This window comes from Nocardioides cremeus (genome assembly GCF_030518195.1).
GTDB lineage: Bacteria > Actinomycetota > Actinomycetes > Propionibacteriales > Nocardioidaceae > Nocardioides > Nocardioides cremeus.
In genome coordinates, this window is sequence record NZ_JAULSC010000005.1 from 114,608 (window position 1) to 135,077 (window position 20,470).

The window sequence follows — 20,470 nt, forward strand, 5'->3', positions numbered from 1 at the left end:
CGGATCAGAACAGCGCGGAGGCGAGGTTGCCGCGCCCGCGCAGCACCCGCTCGTCGTCGTTGCCGACGGCGGCGAAGAGGCCCAGCAGGTGCTCGCGGGCCTTGGTGCGGTCGTCGCCGCTGGTGCGGCGCACCAGGTCGACGAGCCGGTTGAAGGCGTCCTCGACGTGCCCGCCGGCCAGGTCGAGGTCGGCGCAGAGCGTCTGCGCGTCGACGTCGTCGGGGTTCGCCGCCGCGGCCGCGCGAGCCGCGTGCAGGTCGACGCCCTGGGTGCGCTGCATGACCTTGGCGATCGCCAGGCCGGCGACGGCCTCGGCGTCGGCGGGGTTGGCGTCGACGAGCTTCTGGTACTCCGCGACCGCGGCGTCGATGTCGCCGGAGCCGAGCGCCTCCTGGGCGGCGGCGTAGCGCGGGTCGACCTGCTCGGTCTCCTCCTCGTCGCCGACCGGGGCACCCGCCCGCGGCTGGTGCCGCCCGGTCATCCCCTGCGCGGTGAGCTGCTGGACGACCTGGGTCAGCGCCCCGCGCAGCTCCTCGAGCGGAACGACGTCCTGCAGCAGCGGCGCGGGGCGGCCCTCGAGGACGGCCACGACGTAGGGCAGCGACTGCACCTGCACGGCCTGCGCGATCTGCGGGGAGGTGTCGACGTCGACGAGGCCGACCAGGAAGCGGCCGTCGAACTCATCGGCGAGCGCGGCCAGGTCGTCGGCCATCTGGCCGCTCTCGGGCAGCTGGGTGCGCGAGTAGAAGGCCAGCAGCACCGGGGCGGTCATCGACGCCTCGATGGTGGTCTGGAAGTTCTGCTCGTCGACCTGCACGGCGTAGGCGCCACCCGCGCCGCCACCGGCAGCCGGCGCACCGGCAGCGCCCGCGCCGCCGGGGGCACCGGGTGCGGACGGCGGCGCCTGGGCAGGGCGCTTGAGCGCGGAGAGGTCGATCGCACCGGGACGGGAGAACGGCTGCTGCGTCATGGGGCCAATCCTAGGGATGCCCGCTCAGCTGCCCAGCCCCCGGTGGGTCCAGCCGGCGGCCCGCCAGGCGGTGGGGTCGAGGGCGCCGCGGGCGTCGACGACCGCACGCTGCGCCACGACCTCGCCGAGACGCACCGGGTCGAGCCCGCGGAACTGGTCCCACTCGGTCAGCAGCGCCACCACGCGGGCGCCGGCCGCGGCCTCGAGGGCCGAGTCGGCGTACTCGAGGTCGGGGTGGGCGCGGCGCGCGTTGTCGAGCGCCTGCGGGTCGACGACCACGACCCGCGCCCCCTCGTCGTGCAGCCGCTGGGCCACCTCGAGCGCCGGTGCGTCGCGCACGTCGTCGGAGTGCGGCTTGAAGGCGGCTCCCAGCACGCACACGCGTACGCCGCGCAGGTCGCCGCCGGCCTGCTCGCGGACCAGGTCGACGGTGCGCAGGCGACGGCGCCGGTTGATGTCGTCGACCTCGCGCAGGAAGCGCACGCTGTGTCCGTTGCCGAGCTCCTCGGCCCGGTGCACGAAAGCCCGGATGTCCTTGGGCAGGCACCCGCCGCCGAAGCCGAGCCCCGGCTTGAGGAAGCGCCCGCCGATGCGGTCGTCGAGGGCGAGGGCCGCGGAGAGCTGGTGCACGTCGGCACCGGAGGCCTCGCACACTTCGGCCATCGCGTTGATGAAGGAGATCTTGGTGGCCAGGAACGAGTTGGCCGCCCCCTTGACCAGCTCGGCGGTGGCCGGGTCGGTGACCACGCAGGGCACCTGCGCGGCGAGCAGCGGCGCGAAGACGGCCTCGAGAGCGGTGCGGGCCGTCTCGGAGGCGACGCCCAGCACCAGGCGCGAGGGCCGCAGGGTGTCCTCGATCGCGTGGCCCTCGCGCAGGAACTCGGGGTTCCAGGCGAGCTCGGCCGCCGTACCCGCCGGCGCCAGCGCGGCGAGGAGGGTGGCCAGCCGCTCGGCGGTGCCCACGGGCACCGTCGACTTGCCCACGACCAGGCAGGGCCGCTCGAGGTGCGGCGCGAGCGCGGCGACCGCGCCCTCGACCTGGGACAGGTCGGCGCCCATCGAGCCGGCCAGCTGGGGGGTGCCGGTGCACACGAAGTGCACCTCGCCGAAGGCCGCGACCTCCGCGACGTCGTCGGTGAAGCGCAGCCGGCCCGAGTCGAGCGCCTTGCGCAGCATCTCGGGCAGGCCGGGCTCGTGGAAGGGGACCCGGCCGGCGGCCAGCGCGGCGAGGCGCTCGCCGTCGCGGTCGAGGGCCAGGACGTCGTGGCCGAGGACCGCCATGCAGATGGCGTGCGTCGCGCCCAGGTAGCCGGTGCCGATCACGGTGAGTCGCATGGACCCACCGTGGGCAGCGCGCCCGACACCCGCGCGGCACCGCCGTGGAGGTGCGGTGAACGGATGCGGAACGGTTGGCAGGGCCGTCAGGCCGTCCGGTCTGCCGGCTGCGGCGCCGCCCCGGAGACGTCCCTGGCTGCGGGCCCGAGCCCGGCGTGCACGGCCAGCATGTCGTGCACGGTGCGGTCCCAGGCGAAGAGCTCGGCGCGGGCCCGGGCCGCGGGGCGCACCACCGCCTCGGGTCGCGCGGCCAGGGCGAGCACCGCGTCGGCCAGCTCCTCAGCGACCGGGCGCGCCCAGGCGCCGCACACGTCGTCGACCAGCTCGCGCGCCCCGCCGTACGCCGCCGTCACCACGGGGGTGCCGCAGGCCAGTGCCTCGAGCACGGCCAGGCCGAAGGTCTCGCCGGGGCAGACCGAGAGCGCGACGTCGGCGCGGCCCAGGTGCCGGGCCAGGGCCCGGCGGCCGGCGACGTGGCCGTGGAAGGTGACCGGCGCGCTGCCGGCCAGCTCGACGAGCTCGGAGCGGTGCGGCCCGGTGCCGTAGACGTCGAGGTGCACCGCGACCCCGCGCCGGTGCAGGGCGACGGCCGCCCCGACGGCCAGGTGCGGGCTCTTCTCCCGGGAGAGCCGCCCGGCGTGCACCAGCCGCAGCACCCCGCCACGGGGATCGCGGGCCTCGGGCGGGGCGAAGGTGTCGAGGTCGACGCCCAGGGCGACCCGGTGCAGCCGGGTGCCCGCGGCGCCGGCCACCTCCTGCAGCTCACGGCGGGCGAAGTCGGAGGTCACCACGATCTCGTCGAAGCTGCGGGCCAGCAGCCGGTTGAGCACCGAGACCGGTGCGGTGATCCCGGGGGCCCCGGCCTCGCGGCCGGTGCGCAGCGAGAGCATCGCGTCGAGCCGCTCGTGCGAGAACAGCACCGAGCGCACCCCGCGGCGCCGCGCCCAGTGCGCCACCGGCCACAGGGTCGCCTTGTCGGAGACCTCCACCGACGTCGGCGCGAACTGCTCGAGGACCTCGCCGACCCGCCACGGCTCGACGATCAGCCGGTAGCCGCCGCCGACGCGCGGGGCCCGCAGCTGCACGACGTCGCCGTGCTCGGTGGCGGTGCGCCGGTCGCGCGGGCCCGGCACCACCAGCAGCCGGGGCACCCCGGCGGCCGCGTAGCCCGCGCCGAGGGTCTGCACGGCCGTCTTCATGCCACCGGAGGCGGGCCCCACGAAGTTGGCCAGCTGGGCGATCCGCACCCGCTCAGGCCGCCGCTCGCTGCGGTCCCGGGCGCAGCACCGCCCGGTAGTGCTGCTCGACGAGCTGGTCGACGACGGCCGCCCAGCTGCGCTGGGCCACCTCGCGCGTGGCCCGGTCGGCCAGCTCGCGGCGCAGCGCCGGGTCGGCCACCAGACGGGCGACCTGCTGCTCGAGCACGCCCTCGGCGCGCGGGTCGTAGAGCAGCCCGGTGCCGCCGTGCTCGACGAGGTCCAGCGGCCCGCCGGCGGCCACCGCCACCACGGGCACCCCGCTGGCCTGGGCCTCCTGCACGGTCTGGCAGAAGGTCTCCGACTCGCCGGGGTGCACGAAGACGTCGAGGGTCGCGAAGGCCCGGGCCAGGTCGGCGCCGCCGAGCATCCCGGTGAACACGGCGCCGGGCATCCGCCGCTCCAGCGACTCCCGCTCGGGCCCGTCGCCGACCACGACCACCTTCACGCCGGGCAGCCGCGAGACCTCGACCAGGCGGCGTACCTGCTTCTCGGGGGCCAGGCGGCCGACGTAGCCCACCACCGTCTCGCCGCCCGGCGCCCACCGCTCGTGCAGCTCGGCGCTGCGCCGCTGGGGCCCGAAGAGGTCGAGGGAGACCCCGCGCCGCCACAGGTGCAGGTCGCCCACGCCGAGCGCCGCCAGCTGGCGGTAGGAGCTGGTCGAGGGAACCAGGGTGCGGTCCACCCGCCGGTGCAGGCGACCCACCCACGCGCCGGCGAGCAGGTCGGCGCGCACCCGGTAGTGGCGGGCGAAGCCGGCGACGTCGGTCTGGTAGACCGCCACGGTCGGCACCCCCAGGCGGCGCGCGGCGCGCAGCCCGACCGCGCCGAGCGCGATCGGTGAGGCCAGGTGCACCACGTCGGGGTCGAAGTCGGCCAGCGCCCGGTGCACCGCGGCGTCGGGCAGGCCGATCGGGAACGAGCGGTAGGTCGGCAGCCCGACCGAGCGCACCCGCACCACCGGCACCCCGTCGTACGACGCGGGGCCGGGGCCGGGCGCGACGATGATCGCCTCGTGCCCGGTGCGGCGCAGGTGGTCGACGACCTGGCGCACGGTGTTGGTGACCCCGTTGACCTGGGGCAGGAACGACTCGGTGACCACGGCGACGCGCATGAGGCCAGCGTCGTGCGCCCCGGTGGACGGGTCGGGCGCGGCGCGGCGGCGTGCGGGTGATCAGTCGGTGAACGCCGAGAGCAGCCCGTCGGCCGCGGTGTAGGGGTCGGTGCGGCCCTCGGCGACCGCGACGGCCAGCTCGTCGAGCTCCTCGCGACCGCCCACGTCGGCCCAGCGCCGGCGCAGGGTCGTGACGGCGATCGCCTCGACCTCGACCCGCGCCCGTCGGGTACGCCGCCGCCCCAGGGCGCCGGTGCGCTCCGACCACTCGCGGTGCCGGTCGAGCTCGGCGACGACCTCGTCGACGCCCTGGCCGGTCTGCGCCACGGTCTTGACGATGCCGGGTCGCCACGCGTCGGCGGGCCGGTCGCCGAGGGACAGCATCGAGCGCAGGTCGCGGCGTACCCGGTCGGCGCCCTCGCGGTCGGCCTTGTTGACGACGAAGACGTCGCCGATCTCGAGGATGCCGGCCTTGGCGGCCTGGATGCCGTCGCCCATGCCGGGGGCCAGCAGCACGACGGTGGTGTCGGCGGCCGCGGCCACCTCGACCTCGCTCTGGCCCACGCCCACGGTCTCGACCAGCACCACGTCGAAGCCGGAGGCGTCGAGCACCCGGACGGCCTGCGGGGTGCTCCAGGCGAGCCCGCCCAGGTGTCCGCGCGAGGCCATGGAGCGGATGTAGACGCCGTCGTCGGAGGCGTGGTCCTGCATCCGGATGCGGTCACCGAGCAGCGCGCCGCCGGAGAACGGCGACGACGGGTCGACGGCCAGCACGCCCACCCGCTTGCCGGTGGCGCGCAGGGCGCCGACCAGGGCGTTGGTGGAGGTCGACTTGCCGACGCCGGGCGAGCCGGTGATGCCCACGACCTGGGCGTGGCCGGTGTGCGGGGCCAGCGCCGCCATCACCTCGCGCAGCGCCGGGGACTCGTCCTCGACCAGCGAGATCAGGCGTGCCACGGCCCGGACCTCGCCGGCGCGGGCGCGCTCGACGAGGTCCGGGACGAGGTGGTCAGCTCGTCGGGACACGCACGATCAGGGCGTCGCCCTGGCCGCCGCCGCCGCACAGGGCGGCCGCGCCGACGCCGCCGCCGCGGCGCTTGAGCTCGAGGGCCAGGTGCAGCACCACGCGGGCGCCGGACATGCCCACCGGGTGGCCCAGCGCGATGGCGCCGCCGTTGACGTTGACCTTGGCCTCGTCGAGGCCCAGGCTGCGCGCCGACTCGATGCCCACGGCAGCGAACGCCTCGTTGAACTCGACCAGGTCGAGGTCGGCGGGCGCGATGCCCTCCTTCTCGCAGGCCTTGGCGGTGGCGTTGGCGGGCTGCATCTGCAGCGTGGAGTCGGGCCCGGCGACCATGCCGTGGGCGCCGATCTCGGCGAGCCAGGTCAGGCCGAGCTCCTCGGCCTTGGCCTTGCTCATCACGACCACGGCGCAGGCGCCGTCGGAGATCTGCGAGGCCGAGCCGGCGGTGATGGTGCCGTCCTTGGCGAAGGCGGCGCGCAGCTTGCCGAGCGACTCGGCGGTGGTCTCGCCGCGCACGCCCTCGTCCTGGGAGACCACGACAGGGTCGCCCTTGCGCTGCGGGATCTCGACCGGCACGACCTCCTCGTCGAAGACGCCGTTCTTCCAGGCCTCGGCGGCACGCTGGTGCGAGCGGGCCGAGAACTCGTCCTGCTCCTCGCGGCTCAGGTTGGTGCCCTGGGCGTTGCACTGCTCGGTGAGCCCGCCCATGGCCTGCTGGGTGGCCTGGTCGAAGAGGGCGTCGTAGGCCATCGAGTCGACGAGCGAGACGTCGCCGTACTTGAAGCCCTCGCGCGACTTCGGCAGCACGTGCGGGGCGTTGGTCATCGACTCCATGCCGCCGGCCACGATGATGTCGGCCTCGCCGGCGCGGATCATCTGGTCGGCGGTCGCGATGGCGTTCAGGCCCGAGAGGCAGACCTTGTTGACGGTGATCGAGGGAACGCTGGCGGGCAGGCCGGCCAGCAGCCCGGCGGTGCGGGCGGGGTTCTGGCCGGCACCGGCCAGGATCACCTGGCCCATGATCAGGTAGTCGACCTGCTCGCCGGTGACCCCGGCCTTGTCCAGGGCGCCCTTGATGGCCACGCCACCGAGGTCGGCGGCGGTCTGGCTCTTCAGCCCGCCGAGCAGGCGGCCGATCGGGGTGCGGGCCCCCGCGACGATGACGGTTCCGGACATGTTTCCTCCAAGGACGACGACTGCGGGCGGGTCGGCAGTGGTGCGGACCACGCCTCACCTCGACGATACCGACGAGTCACTTCGGTGGGTACCGGCTGCCGGACCCCGGTCGTGAGGCACACGTCACAACTGTCCCGGGATCGTTGTCGTGGGGCGCCCCGGCGTACGACCATGCTCGCCATGACCTCCTCCGCTGACCACGCGCCCGGCCCCCTGGGCGTGCCCGGCCACCTGTTCACCGCCATCGACCACGTCGGCATGGCCGTGCCCGACCTCGACGAGGCGATCGCGTTCTACCGCGACACCTTCGGCATGCGGCTGGCCCACGAGGAGGTCAACGAGGAGCAGGGCGTGCGCGAGGCGATGATGGCCGTGGGCGACTCGACCTCGCACGTGCAGCTGCTCGCCCCGCTATCGCCCGAGTCGACGATCGCCAAGTTCATCGACCGCAACGGCCCCGGCTGCCAGCAGGTCGCCTACCGCGTCACCGACGTCGAGGCCGTCAGCGCGCTGCTGCGCGAGCGCGGCCTGCGGATGCTCTACGACGAGCCGCGTCGCGGCACCTCCGAGAGCCGGATCAACTTCGTGCACCCCAAGGACGCCGGCGGGATCCTCGTCGAGATCGTCGAGCCCGCCTCGCACTGAGCCGTGGGTCACACGGGGTCGACCCCGTGGTTACCCAGCAGTAATCTTCGCGACCAACACCCGGCAGAGCCCCGCCCAACCCACAGGAGCCCACGTGCAGCACATCCTCGACGCGATCATGGCGGGCGACACCGCCCCCGACGACTTCGCGAACCTCGACCTGCCCGAGTCCTACCGCGCCGTGACGGTGCACGAGGACGAGGTCGACATGTTCGAGGGCGTCGCCACCCGCGACAAGGACCCCCGCAAGTCGCTGCACGTCGAGGACGTCGCGCTGCCCGAGCTCGGCCCGGGCGAGGCGTACGTCGCGGTGATGGCCTCGGCGATCAACTACAACACCGTGTGGACCTCGATCTTCGAGCCCGTCTCCACCTTCGGCTTCCTCAAGCGCTACGGCCGCCTCTCCGAGCTGACCAAGCGCCACGACCTGCCCTACCACGTGGTCGGCTCCGACCTGGCCGGCGTGGTGCTGCAGACCGGCCCCGGCGTGACCAAGTGGAAGCCCGGCACCGAGGTCGTGGCGCACTGCCTCTCGGTCGAGCTCGAGGACGCCGAGGGCCACGACGACTCGATGATGGACCCGCAGCAGCGGATCTGGGGCTTCGAGACCAACTTCGGTGGCCTGGCCCACATCGCGCTGGTCAAGTCCAACCAGCTGATGCCCAAGCCCGCCCACCTCACCTGGGAGGAGGCCGCCTCGCCGGGCCTGGTCAACTCCACCGCCTACCGCCAGCTGGTCTCCCGCAACGCCGGGCAGATGAAGCAGGGCGACAACGTGCTGATCTGGGGCGCCTCCGGCGGTCTCGGCGGCTTCGCCACCCAGTACGCCCTCAACGGCGGCGCCGTGCCGATCTGCGTGGTCTCCAACGAGGAGAAGGCCAACATCGCCCGCTCGATGGGCGCCGAGCTGATCATCAACCGCTCCGAGGAGGGCTACAAGTTCTGGAAGGACGAGCACACCCAGGACCCCCAGGAGTGGAAGCGCTTCGGCGCCAAGATCCGTGAGCTCACCGGCGGCGAGGACATCGACATCGTCTTCGAGCACCCCGGCCGCGAGACCTTCGGCGCCTCGGTCTACGTCACCCGCAAGGGCGGCACCATCACCACCTGCGCGTCCACCTCGGGCTACATGCACGAGTACGACAACCGCTACCTGTGGATGAACCTCAAGCGGATCGTCTCCAGCCACTTCGCCAACTACCGCGAATCGTGGGAGGCCAACCGCCTGGTGGCCAAGGGGATGATCCACCCGACCCTGTCGCGCACCTACACGATGGACGAGGTCGGCCAGGCCTCCCTCGACGTGCACCACAACCTGCACCAGGGCAAGGTCGGCGTGCTGTGCCTCTCGCCCGAGGAGGGCCTGGGCGTGCGCGACCACGAGATGCGCGAGAAGCACCTCGACGCGATCAACCGCTTCCGCGGGGTCTGACCCCCTCCCCCACCGCCCAGCGACCCGCCTGCAGGCCCTGCAGGCGGGTCGCTGCGTCACGGTGGCGTGAACCCCGGGGCCGCCCCCGTGCACTCACAGCGAAGTCTCAGGCGGAAGCGGGGGTGGCGAGGTGTGCTCCGGGGGTGGGATCGGCCAAGATGAGCACCGGGAGCACGCCGACTCGGGCGCGCGACACCAGTTCCTCCCCCCAGTGCGGCAAGAAGGGTTTTTCTCGATGAGCGACCAGGGCCTGTCCATCTTCGACGACGAGCCGGAGCGCCCCGCAGGCGACGGCGACAAGACCCAGGTGATCCCCACCGTCGGCAGCGGCCCCGCCGCCCCGGCGGGCGCCAAGACGGCGCCCCAGGCCGGCTCCGGCGCCCAGCGCGGCGCGCCGGCCCCGAAGCCCACCGCCGGCACCGCCGGCGCAGCTGCCGGCGGCCGCGCCGAGACGCCGACCTTCCCCACCGTGCGACGCGGCGGGTACGACGCCTCCGCGGTCGACACCAAGGTGCGCCAGCTGCTCGGCGAGAAGAGCGGGCTCTCCGGCGCGCTCGCCGAGTCCGAGCGCCGGGTGGCCGAGCTGCAGCGCGAGGTCGCCGCCGCGCGCGAGGAGCTCGCCGAGAGCGAGCGGCCGTCGTACGCCGGGCTGGGCGGGCGGGCCAGCTCGATGCTGCGCCTGGCCGAGGAGGAGGCCGCCGAGATCCGCGACACCGCCGAGCGCGACGCCGAGGAGATCCGGGGCCAGGCCACCCGCGACGCCCAGGCGATCCGCGCCGACGCCTCCCGCGAGGCCGAGGACATGCGGATGGTGCAGCTCAAGGAGCTCGAGGAGCACCGCACCCGCGTCCTCGCCGACGCCGAGCAGGAGCTGAGCCTGGCGCGCAGCGAGGCCGCCGACGTGCTGGCCGCCGCGCGCCGCGAGTCCGACCAGCTGCGCCTGGCCGCCGAGCAGGAGTCGACCGAGATGCGCACCTCGGCCCAGCGCGCGGTCGAGCAGGCCCGCGCGGCCGCCGACCGCGAGGTCCAGGAGGCCCGGCGCACGTTGGCGGTGGAGAAGGAGCGCCTGGCCCGGGAGGCCAGCGACCACCACACCACCGCGATGAGCGAGACCCAGCGCCTGGTCACCGAGGCCGAGCAGCGCGCGAGCGCGGCCGAGGAGCGGGCGGCGCAGGCCACCGCCCGGGCCACCCAGCACCGCGAGCAGGTCACCAAGGAGGCCGAGGCCCTGCTGGGCCGCGCGCGCCGCGAGGCCGAGCAGATCGTCGTCTCGGCGCGCACCCAGTCGGAGTCGATCAGCTCGACCAGCACCGCCGAGGCCGAGCGCGAGCTGGCGAAGGTCCGGGCCGAGGTCGAGCGGCTGCGCAAGCGCCGCGACGGCATCACCGCCCAGCTGGCCTCGCTGGCCGACCTGGTCAACGCCTTCGGCGACGACGAGGAGACCAAGGCAGACGGCCCCGCCTCGTGAGCGGGACGCGCGCCGAGGACGTCGCCGACGAGCCGGGCCCCCCCGCCGACGAGGCCACCGAGACCGACGCGCCCGACGGGGCAGCCGCGGACTCCGGGACCAAGCCGGGCGACCGTGAGGAGCTGGGCACCCCCGGACCCCCGCTCGACCGGCGCGCGCCGTTCTACCTGGGCTTCTTCGGCGGCCTCGGTGCGCTGACCGCGTGGTGGCTGGGCACGACGCTGCTCTCGATCAGCAGCACGCTGCTGCTCGTCGTGGTCTCGCTGTTCCTGGCCGCGGGCCTGCACCCGGCGGTGGAGGCATTGGCGCGCCGCGGCATGCGGCGCTCCTTGGCGGTGCTCACCGTCATCGTGGCGTTCCTGGTCGCGGTCGGGCTCTTCACCGTGGCCATCGTGCCGGTGATCACCGACCAGGTGGCCGCCATCACCGAGAGCGCCCCCGGCTGGTTCGACCAGCTGCAGCGCAACGAGCGGGTCCAGCAGCTCAACGAGGAGTACCAGGTCCTCGACAAGGCCCGCGACTACCTCAGCGGCGGCGACTTCGTCGGCACCCTCTTCGGTGGGGCGCTGGGCATCGGGCTCGCGGTGCTCGGGGCGCTGTTCAACGCGTTCATCATCGTGGTGCTGACGCTCTACTTCCTGGCCTCGATGAACTCCACCAAGGCCGCCCTCTACCAGCTCGCCCCGGCCTCGCGCCGCGACCGCGTCGCCAAGCTGGGCGACCGGGTGCTGGCCGGGGTTGGCGGCTACGTCTCGGGCGCCTTCGTGGTGGCCCTGGCCGCCGGGCTGTCCTCGCTGGTCTTCCTGTTCATCGTCGGGCTGGGCGAGTACGCCGTCGCGCTGGCCTTCGTGGTGGCGCTGCTCGACGTGATCCCGATGATCGGCGCGACCATCGGCGCGGTGATCGTGACCGCCATCGGCTTCGCCACCGACCCGACCATCGGGCTCGCGTGCCTGATCTTCTACGTGGTCTACCAGCAGGTGGAGAACTACGTGATCTACCCGCGCGTGATGTCGCGCTCGGTCGACCTGCCCGGCGCGGTCATCGTGATCGCGGCGCTGGTGGGCGCGGCCCTGCTGGGCGTCGTGGGCGCGCTGCTGGCCATCCCGACGGCCGCGGCGATCCTGATGCTGGTGCGCGAGGTCGTCGTCCGCCGCCAGGACACCGCGTAGCCGCGAGCCGGCACGAGTTCCTCGCGAGCCGGCGCCAGTTCCTGGTCGGCGTCCTCAGCCGGCCCGCCTCTTCCGGATGGCGAGGCGGTAGGAGCGGCGCGGCATCGAGGGCTCGTGCGCGGCCAGGAGCGCGTCCAGAGCACCGGGGTCCCGATCGCCCGCGTGCCCCAGGTAGATGCCCACCGCGTTGGTGACGACCGGTTCGGGGTCGTCGCACAGGCCAGCGGCGACGGTGAACCCCTCGGCGAGGTCGGCGTCCGTCCCGCGCCGCACGAACCACAACGGCGCGGTGATCGCCGTACGACGCCGCAACGGGTCGGCGGACCGTGCCAGGTCGTGCAGCACGTCGTACGGACCGGACGAGACCGTGGCGCCGACGACCCAGGGCGCGGCGCGGTCGACCATGTCCCACGTGATGATGCGGTCGTGGTGGCGCAGGTAGGACTCGAGCAGCCACGGCTCGCCCGGGGTGCGGCGGGCCCGGAAGTCAAGGAGGCAGAACGCCGCGAGCCGGGCTTCGTAGCAGTCCTCGGCGGCGAGCAGGTCGATCTCGGCTGGTGGCAGGGTGCTCGCGCGCTTGGCGATGTCGAAGAGGGTCCCCATCCGCACGCCCAGCACAGGCACGGGCTCGGGGACCCGCCTGCGGGTCGCTGCCGCCCCCTCGACCGAGGCCTGTCCCTCCAGCAGGGCCAGCAGCTCGGCCGCCGTCGTCACAGGTGCCACCCTCGACCTCCTCGACCTCGTCGTCCTCGGGCTCGACAGGCTCTCAGGCACCGGGGTAGATCCGGTAGCCCTGCATCCGGGTGTGGCTGAAGGACTCGTAGAGACCCGAGGCGGTGTCGGTGACCAGGTCCATCCGCAGCGTCCCGGTGGCCTGGAAGGTCGCCACCACCAGCAACCGCGCGATGCCCCGGCCGCGGTGGTCGGGGTGCACGGCCACGAAGCCGAGGTGCGACTGCAGCACCCCGTCACCCATGGCCTGCGCCCAGCCGACCAGCTCGCCGTCGACGTCGGCGACGTACGCCGCCGCGCCCGGCGCCGTGCAGACCCGGTGCACGACCTCGGCGTCGGTCAGCGACGGCCACTGCACGGTGGTGGAGAGCCGGGCGATGGCCCGGGCGTCGCGGTCGTCCTGGTCGCGGTAGGGGCGGATGTCGGCGGTCGCCATGGCAGGCAGGCTATGCCCGACCCCGACCTCAGGGTCCGGTGACGGCGTCCGTGTCGCCGTCGAAGGTGAGGGTCAGGACGCAGCTCGCGCCCAGCGTCCCGGTGTACTCCTGGCCCTCACGCACCGGCTCCTGGTCGGCGGGCCACGCCTCGACGGTCCGGAACGAGAAGCCGTCCTGGCCGGGTGACTCGAAGGTGAACCGGACCTCCGCCCCCGCCTGCAGCACCTTGTAGCCGGCCACGGCGACACTCGAGTAGTGGGTCCAGCAACCGCCCGGGGTGGCCTCGGAGTCGATGACTCCCCACCCTTCGCCTTCGTCCCAGACGCGCACGCGTCCTCGTGTACTCATCCGGTCCCTCGCTCTCGGTCCTGGAACCCTGGCAGAGGCCGACCCGCGCAGCAAGCGGTCGGCGCCTGCTCGGCACAGAGGCGTCCGCGAGTTCGTCGATCGTTCGACCAACGACCCAGCCCGTTGATCGAACGATCGACGAATCGAGAGAGCCGGCCCGGACGGACCGCCCGGGAGGCTCAGGTGACGACGGGCTCGGTGCGCACCACGCGCGACTCCCCCAGCTTGACCACGACCACGCCCGCGAGCACCAGCACGCCCCCGAGCAGCTGGACCAGGCGCGGCAGCTCGTCGAGCAGCACCCACGCGAAGACCACGGCGGCCAGCACCTCGGTCAGCGCGACGAAGGAGGCCAGGCGCGAGCCGAGGCGCCGTCCGGCCGCGATCCCGGTCGTGTAGGACAGCCCCGCGGTGACCAGGCCCAGCAGCAGCACCGGCACCCACCAGGGGACCTCGCCGACGGCGTACGTCGCCGGCGCCGTGCCGGCCGTCATCGGCATCAGCCCGACCAGACCCAGCGTGGCCAGCACCAGGGCTCCGACCACCAGCCCGCCCGCGGCCAGCGCGAAGGGCGGCAGTCCGTTGTCCTCGTCGGCGGAGATCACGAAGTACGTGGCCGCGCCCACCATGGCGCCCAGGCCCCAGGCAACGCCGGGCAGGCTGATGTCGGCGCCGGAGACCACGTCGAGGACCAGCACCAGGCCCGCGGCGGCCAGCGCGGCGCCGAGCAGGGTGACGGCGCTGGGCCGCTGGCCGTGGCGCAGCCACAGCCAGACGACCACCGCCGCCGGAGCGGTGTACTCGATCAGGAGCGCCGGTCCGACCTGCATGTACTGCACGGCCGAGAAGTAGCAGAACTGCGCGCCGGCCACCGCCAGCACGCCGTACGTCACCACCAGCCCGGTGTTGCGCCGCAGCAGGTCCCACCGGCCCCGCAGCGAGACCAGCCCGAGCGGCAGCACGACCACCGCGGCGATGGCGACCCTGATCAGCACGGTCGCGCCCGGGCTCCACCCGGTGTCGAGCAGGCCCCGGGCCAGGGCGCCGGAGAGCCCGAAGGAGAGGGCCGAGACCAGGGCGAAGGCCAGGCCGGCGCCCAGGCGGGACGTCGCGGCGGCGGGCACCGGGGCGTCATGGGTCAACGTCGTCATGGGTCATGACGCTAGAGCGTGCTTTGGTAACGTGTCAACGTGGTTTTCGCTCATGACACCGAGATGTCCCTCCAGGCCGCCGTGACCCTGGTCAACACCGCCCTGGAACCGGACACGTTGACGACCGTCGAGGAGCTCGACGAGTTCTTCAGCACCCACCAGTACAGCGGGCGCCACGAGCAGACCGTCGACGAGCTCGACGAGGTGCGCGGGCTGCGCACGGTCCTGCGCGAGCTCATGCTGGCCGAGCGTGACGACGCCGTCGAGCTGGTCAACACCATGCTGGCCGACGCCGGAGCGGTGCCCCGCCTGGTGCGCCACGAAGGCTACGACTGGCACGTCCACGCCATCGCCGCCGACGCCGCCCTCGTCACCCGCATCACCGTCGAGACGGCGATGGCGATGATCGACGTGATCCGCACCGACGAGATGTCGCGGCTCGGCGTGTGCGCCGACGACGACTGCGACGGCATCGTCCTGGACCTGTCGCGCAACCGCTCGCGGCGCTTCTGCTCGACCACGTGCGGCAACCGCAACGCCGTGGCCGCCTACCGGGCACGCCAGAGCGACACGGCATGACCAGCACGGCATGACGGGCACGGCGTAACCGACACCTCGTGCCCGCGTTGGAGGGGCAGTCCCCACCGAAAGGCTCCTCCATGACGCCCCCGCGCCACCGCCTGCTCGCGCTCACCAGCGCAGCGGTCCTCTCGCTCTCCGTCCTCGGCCCCACCGGCGCCGCGGCCGAGGGCCCCGCCAGCACCACCGCGTACGCCGCTGCCGCCGACCGCGCCCTCGAGCGCCTGGTCGCCACCCGCCCCGGCCTGGCCCGCCTCACGAGCGCCGTCCCGTCGGCGTCCGGCCCCGAGCGGGCGATCGTCACCTTCGACGCCGTCCCCACCTCCGGCCAGGTCGCCGCCCTGCGCGCCCTCGGCCTGGTCGTGCAGCCGATGGAAGCGCTGCCGCTGGCCCTGGTCGCCGGCCCCCGCAGCGCGCTGCTGGCCGCCGTCGTCGACGGCATCGGCCTCGACGTCTACCCCGACGAGCAGCTCAGCTACCACGACACCGCCTCGAGCGACGTGACCTCCTCCAGCCCGAAGGCCGCGGCCGCCCTGCGCCGCCAGGGCCTGACCGGCAAGGGCGTCACCGTCGGCATCGTCGACTCCGGCTGCGACGGCACCCACCCCGACCTGGCCCAGCGGATGGCCTACAACACCATCCTGGTCAGCCCCGAGTACGCCAACGCCGGCACCGACCCGATGCTGGTCGTGCCGACCACCGGCTCGCCGTACGACAACACCGACCTCGGCAGCGGCCACGGCACCCACGTCGCCGGCATCGTCGCCGCCGACGGCACCTCGGGCCCCGAGCACATCGGCGTCGCCCCCGACGCCGAGCTCGCCTGCTTCGCCATCGGCGCGGTCATCACCACCACCGCCGTGGTCACCGCCTACGACCACATGCTGGCCGACGACGACATGTTCGACATCGACGTCATCAACAACTCCTGGGGCAACAGCTTCCGCCAGTACGACCCGGCCGACCCGGTCAACGTGGCCACCAAGGCCGTCACCGAGCGCGGTGCCGTCGTCGTCTTCTCGGCCGGCAACTCCGGCAGCGACGACGCCGAGGCCAGCGTCTCCCCCTTCAACCAGGCGCCCTGGGTGATCTCGGTGGCGGCCAGCGACCTCGACCGCAAGCGCGGCGGCTTCTCCTCCAACGGCCTCGAGCACGACAACCTGCGTGCGGTGCCGATCGGCGAGGACGGCCACACCGTGGTCCGCGGCGACCGCTTCGGCTCCACCTCCCCCGACATGACCGCCCCGGGCGTGCAGATCTCCTCCTCGTGCGACAGCACCGGCAGCGTCATCGGCCCGTGCCCGCAGGGCGGCAACGCCTCCGCCTCGGGCACCTCGATGTCCTCGCCCCACATCGCCGGGGTCGCCGCGGTGCTCGTGCAGGCCAACCCGCGCCTGAGCCCGCGCCAGGTCCAGGACGCACTCAAGGCCACCGCGACCCGCGTGAGCGGCGACGACGGCACCGTCCTCTCCTACCAGGTGGGCTACGGCCACGTGAACCTCGACAAGGCCGTGCGCCTGGTCAAGGGCAAGAAGGGCAAGCGCCTCTCGCGCGCCATCGGCAAGCGGCTGCGTGCCGCCGACCGTCGCCTGGCCCGCGAGGACGCCTGGACCGTGCGCCGCAGCGACGTGTGGCAGGACGACGCCCCGGTGGTCGCGCTCGGCGGCTCCTACGCCGCCACCCGCGAGGTCCGGGTGGGCAGGCGCACCGACGCCCTGAAGATCGCGCTCGTCTACCCGACCCCGGGCACGGCCGCGAACCTCGCCCTCTACACCGCGACCGTCCGCGACGCCGATGGCGAGCAGGTCGCCCAGACCACGACCGAGATCGGCTACAGCACCGGCAGCGCGTCCGCGCTCGTCGAGGGCCTGGCGCCGGGCCGCTACACGGTCGAGGTCACCGGCGACTACTCGGTCTCCGACCCCGACACCATCGACAGCGACTCGCTCAACGGCCGCGTGGTGTTCCTGCAGGTCGCCCAGCTGCGCGCGCGCCGCTGAGGCCCGCTCGTCGTCGGCGACGAACCACGCCATCCGGACCCCCTGGGTGCCAGACTGGCCCCGAACGAGAAGGAGGACCCGGATGCGCGTGCTCGTCGTCGACGACGACCCGGACCTGTCGATGCTGATGCAGCTGGTGCTCTCGCGCCAGGGCGGCCACGACGTCGACACCGCCGGTGACGGTCTGGAGGCGCTCGCGCTCCTGGCCGACAGCGAGTACGACGTCGTGGTGCTCGACTGGAACATGCCCCGTCTCGACGGCCTCGGCCTGTGCGCGGCCATCCGCGGCGACCTGCAGCGCCACGACCTGCCGCTGCTGATGGTCACCGCCCTGCCCGATCACGCCACGGCCAGGGCCGCCGGCATCGACCAGGTGCTCGGCAAGCCGTTCAGCACCTCCGCGCTGCTGGGCGCCGTGGACGGCCTCGCGCAGCCGGCCTAGAAGTCGAACAGGTCGCCGAAGCCCTCGCCGATCCCGCCCAGCCCCTCGCCGAGACCCTCGCCGATCCCGCCCAGGGCGTCGAAGCCGCCCATCCCGCTGAAGAGCAGCCCGGCGAACATCCAATCCATCGGCGTGAAGCCGCCGTAGTAGCCCTGCGCATAGGGCTGGTAGGCCCGACCGCCCTGCCAGTACGGCACCCGGCGGGTGCCCACCATCACCTGGCGCGAGTCGGGCTCGGCCCCCGCCAGCACCCGCTCGGCGTCGAGGGCGCAGGCGGGCACCTCGCGGCGGGCACCCCCGGACGGGGTGAACGGCACGTCGGCGGTGGACAGGCCGTGGCGCGGGTCGAAGAAGCACGGCGGACGCCGCGTCGGCAGCGGCTCCCCGTGCACGCGCGCCTGCACGCAGGCCACCGCGTAGCGCCCGTCCTCGATGATCCTCGTGACGTCCTCGACCTCGCTGGGGCTGGTGATGGCCTCGCCGGCCGCCTTGGCGGCCTCGTAGGCGTCGAGCGCACGCTGGTAGTCGGCGTTGGCCCCGGCGTCCAGCGTGTGCCCCAGCATCTCGGCGTCGAGGTCCTGCAGCTCGGTGCCCAGCGCGGTGACGTCCTCGAAGACCAGCTGGCGCACCGGGGCGAGCTCGGCCTGCCGGGCCTCCTCGGCCCGGCGCCGGCTCGCCTGGGTCACCCACAGGAGCAGGCCGCCGCCCGCGGCGAGGGCCAGCAGGACGGTCAGCAGGTCTTGCATGCCGCCATCCTACGGACCCGCGCCGCGCGCGGGCGGGCCTCAGCGGGTGCTGTAGTCGCGGAAGCCGCGCTTGGTCTTGCGGCCCAGGTAGCCGGCCGTGACCAGGTGCTCCAGCAGCGGGGCGGGAGCGAAGCCCGGCTCGCGGAACTCCAGGTAGAGCTCGCGCTGGATGGCCAGCGACACGTCGTTGCCGACCACGTCGAGCAGCTCGAAGGGGCCCATCGGCAGGGCGCAGCCCTGCTTCATCGCGGTGTCGATGTCGTCGGCCGTCGCGTAGTGCGCCTCGAGCATCTTCACCGCGTCGTTGAGGTAGGGGAAGAGCAGCGCGTTGACGATGAAGCCCGCCCGGTCGGCGCAGGAGACCGCGACCTTGCCGATCTTGGCGCACAGCGCCCGCGTGGTCTCCGCGACGTCGTCGTCGGTGGCGACGGTCGAGACCACCTCGACCAGCCTCATGATCGTGGCCGGGTTGAAGAAGTGCATGCCGATGACGTCCTGGGGCCGCTTGGTCACCCGGGCCATCTCGATGATCGGCAGCGAGGAGGTGGTCGTGGCCAGGATCGCGCCGGGGCGGCAGATCTCGTCGAGGTTCTCGAAGAGGGTGGTCTTGATCGCCAGGTCCTCGGCGATCGCCTCGACCACCAGGTCGACCTGGGCCAGGTCGTCGAGGCTGGTGCTGCCGCTGACCCGGGCCAGCACCTCGCTCTTCTGCTCCTCGGTGGCCCGGCCGCGCTGGATCTGCTTGTCGAAGTTCTTGGTGATGGCGGCGCGCACGCCCTCCACCTTCGCCTCGGCGCGACCCACGCACACCACGTCGTGGCCGGACTTGGCGAAGACCTCGACGATGCCGGCGGCCATGGTGCCGGTGCCGACGACGCCGACGGTGCGGATGTCGTGCTTGAGCTGCGCCGCGTCGTCGGCCGACGGGGTCGCCGCGTCGGGCACCACGGTGGGGCTGTCGGGCGCCTCGTAGGTGTAGAAGCCGCGCCCGGTCTTGCGACCCAGCAGGCCCGCGGTGACCATCTGCTTGAGGATCGGGGTGGGCGCGTGCAGGCGGTCGCGCCCCTGGCGGTACATCGTCTCCAGGATCTCGTACGCCGTGTCGAGACCGATCAGGTCGAGCAGCGCCAGCGGACCCATCGGGTAGCCGCAGCCGAAGCGCATCGCGGCGTCGATGTCCTCGCGGGAGGCGTACTTGCCCTCGAACATCGCCGCGGCGTGGTTGAGGTAGCCGAAGAGCAGCGTGTTGGCGATGAAGCCCGCCTTGTCGCCGCAGACCACCGGGCTCTTGCCCAGGCGGGCCAGCACGGCCTGCACGTCGGCGAGCACGGTCGGGTCGGTGACGACGGTGCGCACCACCTCGACCAGGCGCTGCACCGGGGCCGGGTTGAAGAAGTGGATGCCGACGACGCGGCCGGGGTGCGAGGTGGCCGTCGACAGCTCGGTCACCGACAGCGACGAGGTGTTGGTCGCCAGGATCGTGCTCGCCTCGACGATCGAGTCGAGCTCGCGGAAGATCTGCTGCTTGGTCGCGACCGACTCGACGACCGCCTCGATGACCAGGTCGGCGCCGGCCAGGTCGGTGAGCGAGGTGGTGGTGCGGATCCGCCCGACCAGCTCGGCGGCCTCCTCCTCGGTGAGCTTGCCGCGCGCGACCGCTCGTCCGGTCGAGGCCTCGAGGTGACGGCGACCGCGGGCCGCGCCCTCGTCGTCGAGCTCGACGCCGACGACGTCGAAGCCGTGGCGGGCGAAGACCTCGGCGATGCCGGCCCCCATCGTGCCGAGGCCGACGACCCCGATGGTGGTGAAGTCGCGGGAGGCGGCGGGTGTGGCGGCGGTCTCAGGGGAGGTCGTCATGGGCCGCATCATGGCACGCAGCGCGCCTGCGCACCGTGGCGTAGTTCACTCGCGAGTAACGTGATGCCGGACACACTCACCGGGGGCGCTGCAGCTCCAGCCGCATCACGACCCGCTCCCCCGCCTCGTCGAGGCCCATCGCCCGCTCCCGCTCGCGCAGCTCGGCCAGGACCCCGGTGGGCTCGACCACCTCGAAGCCCAGCCCGGCGTAGAACGGCCCGTTCCAGGGCAGGTCGCGGTAGGTGCACAGGCTCAGCTCGCCGAACCCGTCCCACCGCGCCTCCTCCGCCGCGGCTCGCACCAACCGGGCGCCGGTGCCGCGGCGTCCGTGCTGCGGGAGCACCGAGACCTGATCGAGGTGCGCCCTCGTCGCGTGACCGTCGTCGAGCAGCACGACGTGGGCGAAGCCGACCACCTCGCCGTCCGCGACCGCCACCAGCAGGTGTCCGGGCCGGTCGGCGCGCTGCCCGCCGCTCGGGGCCGCGCCGATCAGGGCGGGCGGCAGGTGGGCGAGGTGCTCACGGAACAACGCACCGCCCGCCTCCTCGACCGACGCCAGGTGGCGCACGTCGGAGGGGCGGGCGGC

The 20,470-nt window shown here is 73.7% G+C and carries 20 protein-coding genes; 7 read left to right on the top strand and 13 right to left on the bottom strand.

The annotated features are described in order from the left end of the window. Window positions 1-4: 4 nt before the first annotated feature. The 6 genes from QWJ41_RS07520 to QWJ41_RS07545 form a co-directional block, all read right to left on the bottom strand. Entirely contained in the window at window positions 5-970 is a 966-nt protein-coding gene (locus QWJ41_RS07520; protein ID WP_302706956.1) for a co-chaperone YbbN, read from the bottom strand. Window positions 971-994: 24 nt separating this feature from the next. Then, window positions 995-2,305: a UDP-glucose dehydrogenase family protein gene (locus QWJ41_RS07525; protein ID WP_302706958.1), complete on the bottom strand. Its 1,311-nt coding sequence runs from the start codon at window positions 2,303-2,305 to the stop codon at window positions 995-997. Between the two features lie 86 nt (window positions 2,306-2,391). Beyond that, entirely contained in the window at window positions 2,392-3,552 is a 1,161-nt protein-coding gene (locus QWJ41_RS07530; RefSeq protein ID WP_302706960.1) for a glycosyltransferase, read from the bottom strand. Window positions 3,553-3,556: 4 nt separating this feature from the next. Continuing rightward, window positions 3,557-4,675 carry a glycosyltransferase family 4 protein gene (locus QWJ41_RS07535; protein ID WP_302706961.1) on the bottom strand — a complete coding sequence of 373 codons (1,119 nt, stop codon included), beginning with the start codon at window positions 4,673-4,675 and terminating at the stop codon, window positions 3,557-3,559. 60 nt (window positions 4,676-4,735) lie between these two features. Continuing rightward, window positions 4,736-5,701: a methylmalonyl Co-A mutase-associated GTPase MeaB gene (meaB, locus tag QWJ41_RS07540; RefSeq protein WP_193667471.1), complete on the bottom strand. Its 966-nt coding sequence runs from the start codon at window positions 5,699-5,701 to the stop codon at window positions 4,736-4,738. Continuing rightward, a complete protein-coding gene (locus QWJ41_RS07545; RefSeq protein WP_302706964.1) occupies window positions 5,685-6,875 on the bottom strand; it encodes an acetyl-CoA C-acetyltransferase in 1,191 nt (396 codons plus the stop codon). The genes meaB and QWJ41_RS07545 overlap by 17 nt, the downstream gene beginning before the upstream one ends. Window positions 6,876-7,055: 180 nt before the next feature. Between QWJ41_RS07545 and mce the strand changes: the two genes are divergently transcribed. From mce to QWJ41_RS07565, 4 genes are all read left to right on the top strand, one after another. After that, on the top strand, window positions 7,056-7,520 hold the full coding sequence (gene mce, locus QWJ41_RS07550; protein ID WP_302706965.1) for a methylmalonyl-CoA epimerase: 465 nt from the start codon (window positions 7,056-7,058) through the stop codon (window positions 7,518-7,520). A gap of 94 nt (window positions 7,521-7,614) precedes the next feature. Further along, the gene (gene ccrA / locus QWJ41_RS07555) at window positions 7,615-8,952 is read left to right on the top strand and encodes a crotonyl-CoA carboxylase/reductase (protein ID WP_302706967.1); all 1,338 of its coding nucleotides are present in this window, start codon (window positions 7,615-7,617) and stop codon (window positions 8,950-8,952) included. A 235-nt stretch (window positions 8,953-9,187) separates the two neighbouring features. Continuing rightward, window positions 9,188-10,420, top strand: coding sequence for a coiled-coil domain-containing protein (locus tag QWJ41_RS07560; RefSeq protein ID WP_302706969.1), 1,233 nt, complete (start codon window positions 9,188-9,190; stop codon window positions 10,418-10,420). Further along, on the top strand, window positions 10,417-11,592 hold the full coding sequence (locus tag QWJ41_RS07565) for an AI-2E family transporter (RefSeq protein ID WP_302706971.1): 1,176 nt from the start codon (window positions 10,417-10,419) through the stop codon (window positions 11,590-11,592). Before QWJ41_RS07560 ends, QWJ41_RS07565 begins: the two co-directional genes overlap by 4 nt. Window positions 11,593-11,646: 54 nt before the next feature. Here QWJ41_RS07565 and QWJ41_RS07570 read toward each other — a convergent pair whose 3' ends face one another. The 4 genes from QWJ41_RS07570 to QWJ41_RS07585 form a co-directional block, all read right to left on the bottom strand. Beyond that, window positions 11,647-12,315 carry a DNA alkylation repair protein gene (locus tag QWJ41_RS07570; RefSeq protein WP_302706973.1) on the bottom strand — a complete coding sequence of 223 codons (669 nt, stop codon included), beginning with the start codon at window positions 12,313-12,315 and terminating at the stop codon, window positions 11,647-11,649. A 43-nt stretch (window positions 12,316-12,358) separates the two neighbouring features. Continuing rightward, window positions 12,359-12,760 carry a GNAT family N-acetyltransferase gene (locus tag QWJ41_RS07575; protein ID WP_302706975.1) on the bottom strand — a complete coding sequence of 134 codons (402 nt, stop codon included), beginning with the start codon at window positions 12,758-12,760 and terminating at the stop codon, window positions 12,359-12,361. Between the two features lie 28 nt (window positions 12,761-12,788). Next, complete coding sequence (locus QWJ41_RS07580) at window positions 12,789-13,091, bottom strand: S1 domain-containing protein (RefSeq protein WP_302706977.1); 303 nt, start codon at window positions 13,089-13,091, stop codon at window positions 12,789-12,791. Window positions 13,092-13,288: 197 nt separating this feature from the next. After that, window positions 13,289-14,260 carry an EamA family transporter gene (locus QWJ41_RS07585; RefSeq protein WP_302706979.1) on the bottom strand — a complete coding sequence of 324 codons (972 nt, stop codon included), beginning with the start codon at window positions 14,258-14,260 and terminating at the stop codon, window positions 13,289-13,291. A gap of 39 nt (window positions 14,261-14,299) precedes the next feature. Between QWJ41_RS07585 and QWJ41_RS07590 the strand changes: the two genes are divergently transcribed. The 3 genes from QWJ41_RS07590 (at window position 14,300) to QWJ41_RS07600 (ending at window position 17,281) form a co-directional block, all read left to right on the top strand. Then, on the top strand, window positions 14,300-14,839 hold the full coding sequence (locus tag QWJ41_RS07590; protein WP_302706981.1) for a CGNR zinc finger domain-containing protein: 540 nt from the start codon (window positions 14,300-14,302) through the stop codon (window positions 14,837-14,839). A gap of 80 nt (window positions 14,840-14,919) precedes the next feature. Continuing rightward, window positions 14,920-16,839: a S8 family peptidase gene (locus QWJ41_RS07595; protein WP_302706983.1), complete on the top strand. Its 1,920-nt coding sequence runs from the start codon at window positions 14,920-14,922 to the stop codon at window positions 16,837-16,839. Between the two features lie 82 nt (window positions 16,840-16,921). Beyond that, window positions 16,922-17,281 (top strand): response regulator, encoded by a 360-nt coding sequence (locus QWJ41_RS07600; protein WP_302706985.1) that lies wholly within the window; start codon window positions 16,922-16,924, stop codon window positions 17,279-17,281. Here the strand turns inward: QWJ41_RS07600 and QWJ41_RS07605 are convergent. From QWJ41_RS07605 to QWJ41_RS07615, 3 genes are all read right to left on the bottom strand, one after another. Further along, complete coding sequence (locus QWJ41_RS07605; RefSeq protein WP_302706986.1) at window positions 17,278-18,027, bottom strand: hypothetical protein; 750 nt, start codon at window positions 18,025-18,027, stop codon at window positions 17,278-17,280. The two genes, QWJ41_RS07600 and QWJ41_RS07605, sit on opposite strands and share 4 nt — an antisense overlap. Window positions 18,028-18,066: 39 nt before the next feature. Beyond that, window positions 18,067-19,884: a 3-hydroxyacyl-CoA dehydrogenase family protein gene (locus QWJ41_RS07610; RefSeq protein WP_302706988.1), complete on the bottom strand. Its 1,818-nt coding sequence runs from the start codon at window positions 19,882-19,884 to the stop codon at window positions 18,067-18,069. Between the two features lie 76 nt (window positions 19,885-19,960). Beyond that, complete coding sequence (locus tag QWJ41_RS07615; RefSeq protein ID WP_302706989.1) at window positions 19,961-20,452, bottom strand: GNAT family N-acetyltransferase; 492 nt, start codon at window positions 20,450-20,452, stop codon at window positions 19,961-19,963. Window positions 20,453-20,470: the final 18 nt, after the last annotated feature.